Here is an 18,131-nt window from a genome sequence, read left to right as displayed (position 1 = left end):
TGGGTGTTCTGTTAAAAATCTTGTAGAACCGGGCATCAGCGATACTGATATGCGAGAATTTAAATATATAATATCATATATCGCGCTATCTGAAAGCCACTTGTTTCTTTTCATGCAAAAATAGATAACTTATACATTTATACTTTCAAGATACTTTTCCTTTCAGGACCTTCTTATAAGTAAGAAGATTAGTAATTTTAATCTGTAACTGTTTCATAAAAACTCTATATTGAAAAGAACGCAGTGAGTTATGCCCATGATTACTTAAATATTATATTTATTCAACATATCTATCTTTTATGCTGAAGTTAATAGAAAACATTTTTATGCTCTATATTATGCAACACAGTCTCCTACCAAAAAAATGTCGGTACTGACTCAGGCTACTTATACTAGGCTGCAGCATTTTCCTTAAAGCAAACAGCAGACATCTGACGCAAGCTATCAAGTAGCATCAAAGTACGGCAAAGAAGATGCATTATAGATCTGTCGTTAGCCTACTCCTCAATAGGAGGTTCCGATGCGAAATGACTCAGCGGAAATGAAATCCTTGATGGTATAAAAGCATACCGCAAGGAAGCTTTTTATATTGCTCATCCTCCTTCAGTGGTCTCTCGTGAGAATGCGATCTTGCGCTGAATTATGGGGTATATTAGCATCACCTAGAGGCATCAAGCAGCAACATCTACCCCCCCCGGGGGCCCTGATGTTATCATGAGACCTCGCGTGATTCTGAGGATCTTTAGGTTCATGTATTAACGTATAATCGGTCACGGACTTATCAAACCAATTGAAAAGTTTAGTCAGCATTGCCGCGGCTCGCTCCTGACATGTTAATACATAATTCCGATAGTACAGCAAGTGCTCTGAAAGCATAAAGAAATGCATCAGATATCTTCTGAATTCACAGAGAGTCCTTATCCAGAAACATGCGAGGACTACTACTTACTACTGCAGTAATAACATCACCTAGCCGCTCATAATGCGGCGGGTCTTTTTACCTTTTGTCAAGAGCTTTCCTCGGCAAAATATATTCACTCGATTTTTAAACTAATACTGCCGAAGCTAAGCGAGCTGAATAAAGCTTTTCTTGCAAAAAAAGAAAGGCCCTAGTCTTCGCATCAAAACATCGACATCCGATGTAATAATGTGTGTAACCCAGCAATAGAACCGGTCTTTAGGTTTTTGGTCAATAAAATAGAGCGTTCGACAGTACGGCGCCAAAAATACAGCGTATGGCATCACCCCCCAGCAGGGAGCAGAAGCCCCGCGCCTTACATAAACAACATACTCTCTACCGATTTTCCATACAAGAGTATTACATATGCATCGACTCAAACGCATGTTATCAATCATAGCACCCGAAAAGCATGGAAAGGTCGAATGATAGCCACTTTGATATGCCTAGTGTCGTTATGGTTGATTAAGAAAGGCCATCAAGCTCTGCTTTTATCTTATTGCTGAATAAGGGTGGTATTTTCCAGCCTTATATTATGAGCATAGCTACGTGGTTAAATGAGCATCTGATCGGAAGTGAAAGATACCTCTAAGGATAGCTAGTGTATCATGAGCATCTTAGTAACTTAAACCCTTTTCGTATTGGGATTTAAAAATTTCGGGGTAATCATCCGAAGGCGTATGACGATGTTCCCCCCATCCAGGTGAGAAATTTCCCCGCTCATAGCACTGCAGAAGATTAGACTATTCATGATGCCAAACACCGGTTGACTAGCGCCATAATAACTCTACTAATAGCAAACATGTCACAAACTCTACTATTTCAACACCGCTATAAATCGCAACAACTCTATACTTCACCTCATATGCTAGCGAGCAAAATAGGCATGCTTAATTATATAGAACCTCAGGTAAAAAACGGAGAATGGAAGCGGGTTACTGCAAACTACTGAGGTAGTAGCACTGCAACTTAGTCTGCTTAATGAAACCGCGCATGCATCTTGGTTATCTTTTTCTAAAGAGACAGAGTGTTAGTAGTGCTTTATTTCAAACCGAAATCATGAGCTTATATATAAAAAATCATAAAGATCTTCAGATAATATCAATGACCTCACAGAGACCCGGGATTGAAGTGCGCTGCATGAGTGCTAAAACATCTGAGAAGCTGCTCTGCGTTATTAAAAAAGAATGACTGACTCTCACCTGACACTCAGATATCAGTTATCAGGTAGACGTTTCGTTCCCCTCTATGGCATAAAGATCTTTACATATAAACTTTATAATAGCATGTAGTTCCTCGATTTTTTAGTAAAAACAGCATCATCAAGCAAGTATTTGAGGTTTTAAAAAACAGCAATCACGATTAGAGCGTTCTTGCCCATCTAAAAATCATTTGCATGAAATATTTCAGTGCGTAGCATGATACCATCTCACCTCTGTGTAAGAAAATTGCTGGAAGGGTGCTCAGCACCCGGACGAAGAAAATCAGTCATCTGCTATCACATCGTATATTAAGTCACAGGTAAAGAAGGTTAAGCTTGATAAAAGTGTTATCACTAGGGCATGAGTTGCTGAAATGACAGAAAAGGGTTTAATCACCATACAGTAGTAGATGGAAAGAGCCATCAAAAGATCCATCCTGATCATGTGATCTATAAAATAGCAGTACGTCTGCTAAATAGTCGCTACTGTATTTGATAAAGAGGCTGCACTGGCAACAAGACAAGTAGCATCTTAAGAATACTTACAACACGCATGACTCTTAAATATGTCTTACTGCAGAAGACGCCCAAACCGCCTATATCCCGTCATGACCGGATGCCTCACATTAGGAAGCTCCTACTATGAGCGTAAACATATAGCTTCAAATCAAAACCTCAACAAAGTTTTTTTTGAATACTAAAAGTGCTATAATGACAATTAGATTTAGTGAAGCATGTTGATGCTCTTCAGTGTTTTTACGCATGAGTTCTAACGTTATGATGAATCTTTTGTGTCTAAATGAAAACCATGAAAAATAGTATAGCATTTATTTTGTTCAACAACATCTCTCTCCGACAGCAATAAGACCCGGAAACAATTGAGCTCTTCTAGACACGCACTAACAAGATGTGGCCTGGTTTCGATTTAAGACACCTACGCCTGGTTATCAGGGGTCTGCATCAACATGACACACAGGTAAGTAATACGATAGAAAGAGTCAAAAGCGTTTAAAAAATTACTCTGTTAGGTAAATGCCACAACATCATCTGCATCCCGCAATCATAACCCTGGGTGGCGTATAAGTCGGCACACCCTCATGATGCATTCAATAAAACTTTTTTCTAATATTTATCTGAGAGACGGAAAAGACAGCATATGATTGCCATGCTAGGCTTACTGTGATGTAATCACGACATGTCATGTAAAAAGCGTGTTATCGCTGCTCAGCCAATCGACATTGATTATTACTATAAAATGTGATGAAAATTTTCTATATAATGCTTTAGTTGAATGGCGAGCATGCGGTCAATGGTCGAGACATATCTCATCTATACGGCGATACGCGGCAATCGAAAAAACTGGGCGCGTTGGCAGAGTGGTTATGCAGCGGACTGCAAATCCGTCTACCTCGGTTCAACTCCGGGACGCGCCTCCATTTTTACTTTCTCAACGCCCGGGTGGTGAAATCGGTAGACACAAGGGACTTAAAATCCCTCGGCCCTTGGCCGTACGAGTTCAAGTCTCGTCCCGGGCATTACCCAGATTTAATATATAATTTATGTAATTTTTTATATTAGCAACCTCCGTGAGAACAGTTTTACCCTTGAAATCGACCACTCACAATAAAATCACGATAACCCGCTAATCAGTAAGCAATAGCAAAATCACTATTTTTCGCATTCGTGTATGCTTCTTGTTATTTGTTTCTCTCAAATGTAACTATTCTCTCCGACTGGAAGTACAAGCTCTCGCGAAAGAATGGGTTAGGCATTCCATGCTTGTTCTATACATCACCCTCACTCTGTCAGAAATGACTTTCGAGCTATTCACCTCCTACACAGGAGATAAGGATTGCAGCAATAGGGATGTTTAGATAAATATCAGCTGCACTCATCCCCTAAAAGGGCTATAGCTATTTTAATAACGACGCTCTAGGAAAATAAAGAATTTACTGCTACTGAGAGAAGGCCACTTAAAAAAATTTAAGCAATACGCTCCTCTTCAAGAATAAAGCAATCTGTGAGTTATTAACGATGCAGACGCTATGAGCTATTCTTAATAGATTGATCGGTTTTAGGGCTTTGACTATTACCATCCCCTTAATCACCTAGGCACTATAGCTATATAGATGAAAATGACTACCGAGAAATTTTTTGAATAGAAAAAAGCCGTTTCGGCCAGCGAGTACCACTGGATGCCCTAGTATTTTTTCTAGCGATTATAGCTTCCGCTCACAAGGCTGATTCTTCACGTGCGTGGTTACGCTGATAGCATTTTTCTAACCAATATTCAACCTGATGACAGAAGTCGGATGATTTGTTGTCTCTGAGTTCTCTGGAGGGAGCACATCTATCACCTGTGCGGGAATTAGGATCAAGCCTCCATATCAGATATGGCAATCTCTGGAGGAACCACTATGTGCAAGTACAGTCTACCGGTTAACATTTAAAAAGCAGACTTCCCCGTAATTGATAAATTGGGATTAGCGTACCCGAATGTCGGGTGAAAGGCGCCAAAGATAGCAAACAACAAGATGATCGATAGATAATCACGCGCTTCTCTTAGCGGGCGGTGTAAAAACACTACATGGTGTAGACCACTTCACAATAACAGCCCTCGAAGAGACTATATCTGATAACCGCGAGCAGCTTTAAGCCTTATCATTCCGTACAAGCATTGTGTTCTTTTTGATATTATGCGGGATGGTATTTATACCTTGAGCCTCTTCCAGATTTTTACCGGTAAGAAGTCATCGTGTGTTGAATGCTGCTTTATGAGTGCTATACATAAACTGTAGTGTTTCTTATCTCTCTTCTTTGCCACTTAAAAACTATTAGTTTTTTCATATAAGGGAGCATAGGCTTGCTCTTAATTACACCATTTTCATTACTCGTCCTGCGATGCCCACAATGTACAAGGGGGTCAAGCAATCTGACATAAAAAGTATTGTTGACCTTCTTGTTTGAGCACGCTGTTAAGAATGAGCCTATATTTTCCGCATACCGTCTTTGAGTGGGCTTCAGTACCAAAATGTTGATATTCGGATGACGCGAGTTTATTATATCAACAGATTATATACTATCCGCGTAGTCAGTGGAGAGGATCTTGCAGCGCTTTATTGACTAACGTGAAATATAGAATCATCACTGATAAAATTCACTATAATCATTTTAAAAAGAACCTCTATGGCACAGAAACAGCCTAAAATCGCATACTACATTACCTACAACACGCCCTTCAATTGACGAAGATCTCTAAAAAAATAACTAAATGAGTTGGATATTTAGTAAATAAAAAAACATAGGGCTTTCTCAGTGCAATTGAGCGCTTTTCTGCTCAGAAACCGCCATCATTAGATGCCGCATAGCGCGGCATGTACAATTTTATCTGTACCGATTTCTTATACAGAAGTATAACTAGTGTACTGGCTTTAACGAGTATCATCAAATACAACCACCGAAGAAACCGAGACACATTATCGGGCGATGCCGAAAAATACAGCACTGTCATCATAATCTCTTAAGGAAGAAAATCACTCTCATTATCCCTCAGCATTGGGATCATAGTTATTGGCCAAGTCCCCGCACCTTAACCTATATACCACTATAAGCGCGTAAAGGCACGGTTAAACGCGACCCCCTGAACGCCCGTAAAGACACCTGAAAAGCAGATGATAACTCTTATAGCGCCCCTCTAACTAAAGAGAGCTTATGGTCAGTTAACGCACTTCTAGATGCCCATTAATGTCTATATGGCAATAATGTGCTGGTAAGCAAGGTGAGGGATCTCAAGAATCAAAGATCTGAATTGTTTTACACTTTGATACATTTCATACAACATGTATCATATCACCACGGAACTAGTGGTGGCTGGGTAGTCATAGACTCTATATTTTTCAGCAATATCTCTCGAAGACGTACGGTCATGGAGTTAGATCTCATAAAAAATAGCGCGCTCGAAATGATAACCATCATCTACTAAAGATTCATAGTACAACTCATGAGTCTTTATTCATCAACAATACCCCCGGCTTGTGCAGGCAGTAACATAATAATTTTTTTCGTATCATGTCTTCGCGATCGGCGAAAAGGGGTTGGCTTTCCATTACGGTACGGTATGGTGCTGCTGAAAATATTCACGGTTTCATTTAAGGAAAGTAAAAATGTCCCTGTGCAATTCACGTACAATATATCTTAACAACCGTAAAATTTAGTATGCCCTAAAAATACATGAGTGGGTTACTTTACCAGATACTCAACTGGCTGTTTGTCATCTTAAGCCTCAAGAAATATTAATAATCTTTCATTTAACCCGACTACAATCCACAGATAAATGTTCTTTAATTGCTCAGGATGTTAAGAGCACTGCATTCTTCATGGCAGTCAAGCGTTTTTACGCCTTGTCGCTACCACTCGTGGTTGATAGAGTAGGTGAATGTCATTTCACCCCCAACTTGTAGGATGATTCTTCATTTATGTTTAAAAAATTTCGCGGGATGTTTTCCAATGACTTATCTATCGACCTGGGTACCGCGAATACCCTTATTTATGTAAAAGGACAAGGCATTGTCCTGAACGAACCTTCCGTTGTAGCCATTCGTCACGACCGTGCAGGTTCGCCGAAAAGCGTTGCAGCCGTCGGCCATGAAGCAAAACAGATGCTAGGCCGTACTCCCGGAAATATCGCAGCTATCCGGCCGATGAAAGATGGCGTCATCGCTGATTTCTTCATCACTGAGAAAATGCTGCAGCACTTCATTAAACAAGTGCACAGCAACAGCTTTATGCGCCCTAGCCCACGCGTGCTGGTATGCGTGCCCGTGGGGGCGACTCAGGTCGAGCGCCGAGCAATTCGTGAGTCCACGCAAGGCGCTGGCGCACGTGAAGTCTTTCTGATCGAAGAACCAATGTCTGCCGCGATCGGTGCTGGCTTGCCGGTCTCCGAGGCTACTGGCTCGATGGTAGTAGATATCGGCGGCGGCACCACCGAAGTTGCGGTGATTTCCCTGAATGGCGTTGTGTACTCTTCTTCCGTGCGCATTGGGGGCGATCGCTTTGATGAAGCGATTATTAACTATGTACGCCGAAATTACGGCTCGCTGATTGGCGATGCCACGGCTGAACGGATCAAGCACGGGATCGGTTCCGCTTACCCGGACGATGAGGTGCATGAAATTGAAGTACGCGGCCGTAATCTCGCCGAAGGCGTTCCCCGGGGTTTCACCCTGAACTCGAACGAGATCCTAGAAGCACTGCAGGAACCGTTAACTGGTATCGTCAGTGCGGTGATGGTAGCGCTAGAACAATGCCCTCCAGAACTGGCGTCGGATATCTCCGAACGTGGCATGGTGCTAACCGGCGGCGGTGCGCTATTGCGTAATCTCGATCGCCTGCTAATGGAGGAAACCGGGATTCCCGTGGTGGCGGCGGAAGATCCGCTAACCTGCGTCGCCCGAGGAGGAGGAAAAGCGTTGGAAATGATAGATATGCACGGAGGTGATTTATTTAGCGAGGAATAGCCTATCGCAAAAAAGAGCCCCGTCTGGGTAAATACTACTAGGCATCATCCCTCCAAAACGTTTCCACCTTTTTTGTTGAGGAAATCCAATAGTTTATGAAGCCCATATTCAGCAAAGACCCCTCTCTTCAACTGCGACTTTTTCTAGCCATGATGGCTGCTATCGCTGCCATCATGGCTGATAGTTGGCTGGAGAGGTTTGTTAAAATTCGAACTTACATGGATACAGCTGTCAGTCCTTTCTATTTTCTGGCAAATGGATCGCGCCAAATGTTGGATAATCTATCGCAGATACTGGCAAACCGAGCCCAGCTAGCACTCGAAAACCGAGCGCTGCGCCAGAAGTTGCTATTAAAGAACAGCGAGCAGCAACTATTAGGCCAGTACAGGGAAGAAAATGCCCGACTACGGGAGCTGCTTGGTTCACCCCTGCGTCAGGATGAACAAAAAATGATCACTCAGGTGATCTTTACTAGCAGCAATCCCTATAGCGATCAAGTCGTGATCGATAAAGGCCTTAATCATGGTGTGTATGTTGGGCAGCCAATTATCAGCGACAAAGGGCTAGTCGGTCAAGTGATCGCTACTAGTCAGCTCACGAGCCGGGTAATGCTGATATGCGATGCGTCTCACGCTCTGCCGACACAAGTGCTGCGCAACGATATACGTGTGATCGTCGCCGGTCATGGCTGCAACGAGGATTTACAGCTGGAACATTTGCCACGTCATACTGATATCCGCATCGGCGATATGCTGGTAACCTCTGGCCTGGGGGGGCGCTTCCCAGAAGGATATCCGGTGGCGGTGGTCTCATCGGTAACAATCGATACTCATCGCGCCTATACCGTCATCCGCGCACGGCCCACGGCCAGCCTCCAACGTCTGCGCTATTTGCTCTTGTTGTGGGGTGGCGGTGAGGCAGCCCTTCGGCGAGACGAGATTACTGGCTTGTACACCACGAGCGGCTTATCGCCAGAAAGCCAGCAAGATACCGTAAATCCCAGCGTATCTTTTTTACAGCGATACCCAGGAAACCGCTGATGGCGCTAGTCAGATCGCTCATGGGAAAGACCAAAAAAAGACAATTCCTTGTTTAGTGGCTTGGGGGAGAGAATGAACCGGCATCAGCGCTACGGCATCTGGATTATTTGGCTCTCCTTCCTAATCTCGATCGTTCTTCAAATCATGCCTTGGCCTTTTCAGCTCCACCTTTTTCATCCCTCTTGGCTGAATTTAGTGCTCATTTACTGGGCAATGGCGCTGCCGCATCGGGTTAATATAGGCACTAGTTTTATTCTAGGGTTGATTATGGATCTGATGCTCGGATCAACCTTCGGGGTCCGTGCTCTAGCGCTCAGTATTCTTACTTATTTAGTGGTGTTCAGGTTTCAGTTATTACGTAACCTGCCGATTTGGCAACAGGCGTTAATTGTGATATTGCTATCATTAACAAACCAGGTAATCGTATTCTGGGCGCAGTTTTTTTTTACTAATATTTCATTCCAGCCAAAGATATTCTGGAGCAGCGTAGTAGATGGCCTATTATGGCCCTGGATGTGCCTTATGATGCGGAAAATGCGCCGTCGCTTTAACGTTCAGTAACGAGAACAAACTGCAATGCATATGATTTATAAGTTGTTCCGGCCTCACGCTATAGGAGTAACATGACTAGAAAGGCGCTTTATTAACTAAAGTAATTGTTATGCCATCAGTCAATGAAACCGATTTGGTCATCGCTAAAGCCTACATTTAGCTTTATAGACTCAATGAGCATGTTGCAAAAAGTAGTCGCTATCAGCACTATTTTATACGATTTGAGCGCTCTTCAGCATACTGCATGCAAGTAATACGATCACGTGCTTTTATAGCCTCTTTTTATCTCCTTACATTCTTTCACATCATAGACACTCGAATTTACATGATCACTCAAAGGTATTCAGGACCGGCACAAGATTATTTTATATTGCCTGCCCCGTTCGTGATTGCTTGTTATCTTTTTAGGTATCATTTCTGCTTCTCAGAAAGTGCTTTTAACTACATCCTGCCGTGCATATTATTATCATAGCCATGATATTGCTGATAACCGTATCTGTCTCACTACCCACTGCCATATGGTCCCAATGCCATACCCTACATTAGTCGATATCCCTTAATCCCAGATTGTCTCTTCTACTACATTAGGCACGTTAAAGCCAATGACGTCAATAATTGAATAAATGCTTTACCACGTTTTGCTATTTTTATGCTACTTTTACTATCTTTTCTGAGTAAGTAAGAGAATACTCACTCGAGCTTATGAGCTATAGCATCATCAGTTTAAAGCTCGCGTCATCGTAATTCCGCGCAGACCCATGGAAAGCCTAAATAGAGCCATTGCATCATCATAATGAGATTCTCGTTAATAACGGTATTTTTTATTATAGAAGCCATCTTGGAATTTTTGAATGAATAGATTTATGCCTATCCCTAAAGTTCGCCCACTTGCTCCACAGCGTGAAATAATAAAGTGAAATTTCTTTCGAGAGTAGCAGGCGGGAAATAAAAAGGATTCTCTAGATGCTTCTCTAGAAGAAGCATTGTTGCTCTATAATGAAAAACATAATCTTAAGGCATAAATTTCTTAAATCTCTTTTCTAATGACTTTAACTTATCATACTCTGTGGTAATCATTTTAAGATTATTGTCAATCTTGTATTTGCAAGACATACATACACCAAAGACTAACATACTTACTATTAACGCCAACAATGCTAGTGTCAACAAAAAAAAATTTACACGTTTTATGGCGCATTTTATTTCTTTTTGCTCGTCTTGTATTGCTTCAGTATTCTTTTGAATGTTCATTAACATGATGTCTTTTTTATGTTCAACCATTTACATATCCTAATAAGTGCATGATCTAATAAATAAGTTAACTATTAATCGTTCAGAGTAAGGTGTAGATCAGTTTTTTGCCGCTTTCCCGTTTTTTAGTAAACGCTTGAGTCGCTCTTTAGTTACTGCATTCTTTATCGGGTTAAGCCAGTAATCTCGTTGAATAAAATTTTCATGCTCCCCGCTCAATGACACTATTGATCCTCACCCAGCATCAGCGTATGTAAGATACTGAATAGTATGACCAGTTAGCTTCTATCAAGAATATTTCAACATAATTGAGTTTCTGTTCAACAGTCTTAATGGGGGTGATTTAGGTTAAGAAGTACGCTCATTAACCTCGCCTTACCTAGGTCTTTGCATCATAGTCACTCAGCGTTTAATCAACATTAGAGGTGTTTTGAACCACTACATACCATATGATCAGTCCAAGCGCATCCATGGATGCACTCATGCTTATGTCTTAGTTGTTTTTCTTCTATTCAGAAAATGATTTTCAACAGGATAGTATTGCTAACATCATGCATTGGGTCAATGTTACGAGCCCCTAGTGCGGAAAAATGGCAGCTGGACTGTTGTCCTAAAAAAAGAATCAGGGCAGTAACCTGTCTCATCAGTAGCGTTATCTGACGATGAATAAATTTCATTATAGATGAATTTTCACATCCATTAAACCTCTTCATGAAGGATGATTTTATGCGATCGATCAGCATCGATAATTTCATCTTTCGCGCTTTCTACTGCTAAATTATAAGAAAAACGATACTCGAAACTTTTCGTCCTCCTAACGGGAGAGATTTCAATTCTCCTAAACCGATAAATTCAATCTCTTGAGTACAAATTAATAAATCGATAATGTTATTGACTGTTGTTTTTTATGCGAGCCTGCATCCTCCTCGGGTACTTGTTGAAAAGAAGAGTCTATCTGTTATAGCAAGAGCGTCATCTTTTTAAAAATTGAGACTAATCATACCTAACCATTTTGCTGTAGAATGCAAATACCCACCTCATTATCAGAACTTTAGCAATAATTTTCTCTACGTAGTCAAGTAGCCGGGCACTATTATACAAAAGAAATTTTCTCTGGCTATGCAGCGCATAGCTAACTCGCCCCCTCTAATTGCCAGAGCAGCTAGCTGATTAATTTTTTGTGAGTAAGCTGTGATTAGTCATGTTAAAACTTTCGTTTTTCATAGAGATCGTGTGTTGCAATACAGCTTACGGCTAATCCTTTTTTCACTGACAATTCTGAAATATGCAACCACTAGGGTAAATTATAAAATTAAACCTCAGCAAGAAAACAGCACTGCCAAGATGATAAGCATCTTCTACTAAAACTGCATCAGAGCGCAACATAGCTCCACTGTGTTGAATAAAGTAGCACAAGAACTTTTAAGAACCTCATCTTTGATCATGACTGCTAATTATGATCCAAGATAGGGCTCTCAGGCAACAGAGTATTCCGTCCATATAATACCGATCAGATCAATGATTTCGGATATTCACATCACAGGCATGAACATTCTTAGTCAGAAACAGGTCAGTGACTCCAGCACTCAAGGCTATTACATCATAAATAATATTAACAATCTCCTTCGTACTATCGTGATGAGATGGGTTAGTTATAAACATCGTGCCTAACACTCCAGACCCGCGTCGCCCTTGCTTTAATCTGCAATGCATGCACTAGATATGCCACCACCTCGCTTTGAAGTATTGGAATACGACAAAGAACTCGTGTAGCGCGATGTGGTCATGTGTACACTTCTTCGGCTGTGAAAACGCCAAATCATGAGGCATGCACAACTTGCTGAGCAATATTTATTTTCTGATGTCTGCATTACCCTCAAATGAATAATATGCTGTTTTAAATTTTTCACCTATTACTACAGAGGCTGCATTGCCACGGCCCTGCAGTAGGATGACCTTCACCATACCAGGAAGCCGCCTTGCGCTGTTGCTGATTCTAGTTCTGTTTTCTACGCCGATTGGCTTTGCACATCTCACAGCTCTGCTCTATTTTCTGACTGTTGTAGCCGTTATAAGGCAGACTTACTATGCTCTTCTATTCAGAACAGCATAAATTCTTTTTCTTATTCTAAGTACTGCAATGGCCATGCTGACTCTTAGAAAACAAGAGAGTTACAGACCTCTGAAGCGCTAAGCTACAGGAAGAATCTCAATCCGCTAAACCTTAATCGTTAAAGCATAATAAAAAGGATTACGAGATCATTCAACGCTCTCTTCATGAGATCTGCGTCTCCAGAAGCGCGCCTCTTTTAAAATAATCGAGAGAGGTTTTACCGAGTATTATCTATAACCCTGGATGTGAATGAACGTATGCTACCTACATCAGGTATTTCTTCGAAGACAGGGCGCATGCCACAAAGAGAGATGATCGCTCAGTAGTTAAACAGGATACTGACAGAAGCGTCTTCCTTGCTGACGGTGATCATGATAGCAAGATCATCTTTAACAAAATTTTGCTCATAATTACTCATCACCGCAATAACTTTTCATTTTAGTGAACAGTCCGACCATCTGATGCCAAGTTCGACTTATCAATCATTATTGCACTACAACTTTAGCACGTACTCAAGAAATGACATACACACCTATTTCTAGTTCATGAGTGTCAATTGTTATCTATACTTAATCAACTCAAACAAAATCATTTTAAAACACTAGAAAAAACAATATTCAGTAGTGCATTCCTCTCTTTAGGAGTTTTCTAGATAAATAATATAGAAATCATTAATGTAACATTTTAAGTCATATCAGGCACACTCAGCCTAGGAATGTGGTAAGTGTTGATGATGCACTGAACATCTTATCATTCGTCGTAAATGATGAGATAGAATAAGACTCTATCATGAGATTTCTTGTCTAGTTTTTAAAATACATGCTGTTATACGCGAGACACTTAGATGTGCATGCGCACATCTAATGCATGAAGAGATTAGCGTAAACAATATTGCATCATTCTGTGATGTTCTTAGAACATTTTTTCTTATTGAGTGCGCTTTCTTATTATGCTTCAATTCATAATTGAACGGGATTTGTTAAATACAAACAAGTTTAAAATAGCCATTAAGTTATCTAGGTGTCTTTTTTTTAAAACACTTCTCGCTCTGGGTAACATCAACGTTTATAATCACCAAGTAATCTCCTGAAAAACCCTCAGACAGCAAAGCTCTCCGACAGTATAAGTAGATGCATCAGCTATTATTGTGCTGCCTAGACAGGGTTATTACTGCTACGGGCGCCAATGATAGCATTCCCTCTTTAGTCCTTCGCTGAGATCATCACAAGAGTACATGATTTTCAGTTTTAAATGCATAGAGTGTCTAGGAAGATTTCCTAAGCACTCTTTTCTTAGCAAGTGAGAAAACTAGCGAGTATAGGTCTATAGCTCTCAACATCCAGCGATAGCACTCATACGGTGACTAACAAAAATTTCCTTAAATTTTTTGTTACAGAGCATTGAAAAGTTCCGAGGTAGAGACTTGAGACACATGAAGTAAAGCATAACCCACGATTCATCTAACAGTAAACAGAATAAACAGAATAAACAATGAAAATAACGATGCTGGTTCCTTAAAAAGCAGCACTGATCTTGCGCGAGATCTATTGAATTAAAAAGAGCCTTTCCTTTGGAAAGGAGGCGCAGAAAGCCTGTATAACGTACGGTATATTTATTACTTTTCTCATGCGTTATGAAGGAAGAGTATTAAACTGACTTGACCTTTCAGTCATCAATTAGCGCTCTGAATAGCATTCATGACATCTATTTATTCAAAATTATTATCAGAATGATGCTCTTTACCTATCTCGTTTATAAGTAAGCAATGGTGTTATAGCTATATATAACTATGCTCTCTATCAATGCAGCAATATCTTTTTCATGCATTCATGCTGTCAGAGCGTTAAAGTGCTTTAAAGAAGAGATGTAAGTAGATCACTTATTACTTTAAAGCGCTTACTTATTTATAGAAGTTATTTATTGCAATTAATGTAATTAACAAAAATAATAATACCCTAAAAATTCTATTAATTCAATACATCCTCGCCTACTATGAGGCGAGAGACAGAACAGCACTCGCTCCGTTTCAGTAAGAAATCAACGGTTCTAGATTGTTCAATATCAACCTTAAAAAAAGAGTAAACTGATATCAAAAAATCAGGCGAAGAGAAAAAATGAAAAAAAAATTCATACTGTCGGAGGATGACCGACTGCTATTTAGGCAGGCGGTGAGTGGTGCTCAGCCTTTGATGAAGAATCGGGTGAGACTCTCCAAACGGCAGCATGCCAGCAGCGCTAGTCTATCTCGACCATTGATCCAGGATCAGGTAACCACTACCTTCTACTTTTCTGATGAATTCCAACCTTTGCTGCAAGAGGAGAGCCCCCCGAGTTATATCCGACCGGATGTAAACCCCTATGAAGTCAAAAAACTACGTCGCGGTGACTATACGCCGGAGCTTTTTTTAGACTTACATGGACTGCGACAAACCGCGGCAAAACAGGCATTAGGCGCTCTGATAGTCGCCTGCCAACGTGCACGTGTATATTGTGCCGGCGTTATGCACGGACACGGAAAACATATTTTGAAGCAGAAGACACCCCTTTGGTTAGCGCAACATCCTGATGTTAAGGGCTTTCATCAGGCACCAAAAGAATTTGGCGGCTGTGCTGCGCTTTTGATTCTAGTGGAGTTAGTGTCTTGATTAACCTCGCATCTTTGATAAAAGCATAAATGTTAATGCGGTCGCATCTTCTTTACTCCGTTATTCTGTAAGAATTTAAAAACAAAATTTTTTAGTCTATCTGAAATAATTTTGTGAGCTAGACATGAGGTGTGTAATAGATACCGCAATCAACAAGTACTTATGACAACGGCACCCAGCGCGGGCCTTGTTAGGCAATCTATCTATTTTTAAGAATCAACAAAACTACAATGCCATTAAATACTTTCACCATTGCTACAGTCTCAGCTATCTGTATAGCATATACAAAACAGACTCAAATGATTCAATAGAAGTGATTAAGTTCACAAAATAGCCTTTTTATATCCCTTCAACCTCCACATGAGCGCACTCGGTCCCCACGGGGATGAGTGCGCTCATGCTCTTGCTCTGCCTAATATTAGGCTACGCTTCGCAGCGAAATCAGATCACTACACCTACAGCATCAAAGTAGTTTATCTAAAGTATTGCATCTGCGCTGTACTTCTGGATAGGGTCTCAGTAGAACAACGATGGGACAGGCCGTCCAAGAACCGTTTTCTCTATTCATTCAGAAATAGCTCAACGGTCATCTGTTTAACTTGCCAGAGAACCTCGCTTCTTAATGGATTGTTGTCAGTAAAGTAGATAGTAATTTTTAATTTCAACTCTTAAAATAGAGACTATTTTCTTCAATAGTTTTTGAAGAAGAGAGATTAATGTAATATAATTCTGGTATTTAAACACTATACATTTTTGAATGTAATCAATTTTTTATAGTACTATCGATATAGTAGTGTACCATGATCATGTGACATACCACTTGCAGTACTGCATCTGTAATCTTTTTTTAAAAAAAATGCAATCATTAGTCAAAATCTCTACATTCATATAGATCAAGAATCTCTATGAAAAGCGAATATTTAACATAATCAATTAGTCTACCGAATAAACGGCGCAACCGTCGTTTGAACAGCTTGGCCGAATCAGTTCTCTCATTAAAGCAGTCCGTTATAACAGTGCTGATCATAAAAAAGTGTTGCGCGTTTCTCTGACGTCGGCAAAGAGTCTCCTTAACTCAAGTTTTGACGTATAGAACGTGCAACTACGATGACCAGCTATTCCGTTCTTAAGCAGCGAGAAAAGGGCGGTATCTATTATAGTACATAAACCTCAAAATGCGGTGACATTACCCACATGCAGTATTTTTGATTATACAGAGCGGAAATGGTGATGTGAGGGGCGCAAACATTTCTAAAGCATCATGACACACGAACAATAAAGAGTATGTAGCGTAAGCGGCACTGATCTATGTCACGATCGTGCTGATGATGAACTTCTACTATCAGAAGAGAGCCTTGTTGAAAACACGAACATTTCCGATGATTGAGCTGACAGCATCGCTTATTGTTACTCTGTTCAGACAGCGATTGTTCTGCGAGAATCATCCGCCTAAGTGCTGTTTCTATCTCGCTCTCACCTTACCCACCTATTTATCACTGCTCACGCAGTGCCTCTAATAGTCATGTTTTATAGTTCACAAGAATTTCAAATAATCGTTTGATTCTAGATCATTCTCCCACCTTGGGGTAAGTCAGGCGAGAGCGACAGGAACAGAACTTAGGCGGATGATACCTGCTAGCATCCATATCATGGAACAGCTCAATTATATCGGTTCTGCACGAATATAACGTTCTGCATGATAGAATAAAAATGATTGTTGCAAAATATAGAGATAATGCTAAAATTATCGGCTAGCGCGCTTAAGAATCCGCGCCTTGTCGAGCTCCCATATACGCTTCTTAATATATTTACGCTTATCATGCTGTTTCTTACCCTTTGCTACGCCGATTTTTAATTTTATCCAAGCGTTTTTCCAATAGAGCGAAAGAGCGATAATCGTATAACCTTCACGATGCACGAATCTGGTCAATGACTCAATTTCGCGCTTATTTAACAACAGCTTACGAGCTCGCATAGGAGCACAGACTATATAGGAAGACCCCACTGTCACTGGCTGAAAAGTAGCACCGAAAAGATAGGCCTCGCCATCCTTAAGCAGTACATAGCTATCGCCAATGCTGGCCTTGCCAGCACGTAATGCTTTCACTTCCCACCCCTGGAGAGAAAGGCCTGCCTGGAACTCCTCTGTAATAAAGTATTCATTTCGGGCACGTTTATTGTGCACAATAATAGCTGAAATGGATATCTTGTCTTTTTTCTTTTTATTCATGCTGAGTATGATACACGGTAGGCCGGGCAAGGCAAGCTTTCGTATAGACCAGACTAAAGCAAAGTTCTATAGTGCCTCACTGTTAACTAAAAGAAAGTTCTTTGCTGAATAAGGTGCTTATGCCGCTCTCTTTAGCACCCTTCTGATACTCTCTTGTTATGAGATAAAGCTTTCTCTAAAGTAATACATTCCCGCCTTACTCAATACGATTGAGTCCAAGCCATTGCTAGCAATCATATTGCTTGTTAAATAAACTAAAATTTATGACGAGCAAGACAATGAGCGGACTATTGTTAAGCGATGCAGATGCTTTAAGACATTCCGAGAAACTCTATCCGGCCTAGAATCTTTTCTACCCAAAAAATCGCTCCGGATGCCTGCGGATCACATTGTATGCACCTAAACTTAGAAAGCCTTTAGACCGTATTTCACCCGGAGACTTGACGTCTTACTGCGATAGACATGCCCATTTTTCTCCAAGAATCTTTACTGTCGCTCAGATTCTGCGTTATAAAAGTGTATTTACCTACATTATTTAAGAGTATTTTTACGCTTAGACACCCTTCCAAAGAAGGAGCGGCGTCTTTATATGCCTCCTGAAAAACATTGGCTTGAGTAAAAA

The 18,131-nt window shown here is 40.7% G+C and carries 6 protein-coding genes and 2 tRNA genes; 6 read left to right on the top strand and 2 right to left on the bottom strand.

Translation table 11 applies throughout. From position 1 onward, the window contains the following. The first annotated feature begins 3,521 nt into the window (after window positions 1-3,521). From A359_RS00075 to mreD, 5 genes are all read left to right on the top strand, one after another. Window positions 3,522-3,595: transfer RNA gene (locus A359_RS00075), tRNA-Cys, on the top strand. A gap of 16 nt (window positions 3,596-3,611) precedes the next feature. After that, a tRNA-Leu gene (locus tag A359_RS00070) sits at window positions 3,612-3,694 on the top strand. A 2,940-nt stretch (window positions 3,695-6,634) separates the two neighbouring features. Continuing rightward, window positions 6,635-7,678, top strand: coding sequence for a rod shape-determining protein MreB (gene mreB, locus A359_RS00065; RefSeq protein WP_014887726.1), 1,044 nt, complete (start codon window positions 6,635-6,637; stop codon window positions 7,676-7,678). A gap of 95 nt (window positions 7,679-7,773) precedes the next feature. Continuing rightward, on the top strand, window positions 7,774-8,718 hold the full coding sequence (gene mreC, locus A359_RS00060) for a rod shape-determining protein MreC (RefSeq protein WP_014887725.1): 945 nt from the start codon (window positions 7,774-7,776) through the stop codon (window positions 8,716-8,718). Between the two features lie 72 nt (window positions 8,719-8,790). Continuing rightward, window positions 8,791-9,279, top strand: a complete 489-nt coding sequence (gene mreD, locus A359_RS00055; protein ID WP_014887724.1) for a rod shape-determining protein MreD — start codon at window positions 8,791-8,793, stop codon at window positions 9,277-9,279. Window positions 9,280-10,281: 1,002 nt separating this feature from the next. Here mreD and A359_RS00050 read toward each other — a convergent pair. Then, window positions 10,282-10,551, bottom strand: a complete 270-nt coding sequence (locus A359_RS00050; protein WP_014887722.1) for a hypothetical protein — start codon at window positions 10,549-10,551, stop codon at window positions 10,282-10,284. 4,197 nt (window positions 10,552-14,748) lie between these two features. Between A359_RS00050 and smrB the strand changes: the two genes are divergently transcribed. Then, a complete protein-coding gene (gene smrB / locus A359_RS00045; RefSeq protein ID WP_014887718.1) occupies window positions 14,749-15,279 on the top strand; it encodes an endonuclease SmrB in 531 nt (176 codons plus the stop codon). 1,744 nt (window positions 15,280-17,023) lie between these two features. Here the strand turns inward: smrB and smpB are convergent. Beyond that, window positions 17,024-17,509, bottom strand: coding sequence for an SsrA-binding protein SmpB (smpB, locus tag A359_RS00040; RefSeq protein ID WP_014887717.1), 486 nt, complete (start codon window positions 17,507-17,509; stop codon window positions 17,024-17,026). Window positions 17,510-18,131: the final 622 nt, after the last annotated feature.

Origin of the sequence: secondary endosymbiont of Ctenarytaina eucalypti, assembly GCF_000287335.1 — a bacterium.
Lineage (GTDB): Bacteria > Pseudomonadota > Gammaproteobacteria > Enterobacterales > Enterobacteriaceae.
Note: the sequence above shows the minus strand (reverse complement) of the source record. Positions and strands in the feature narration are given on the sequence as shown.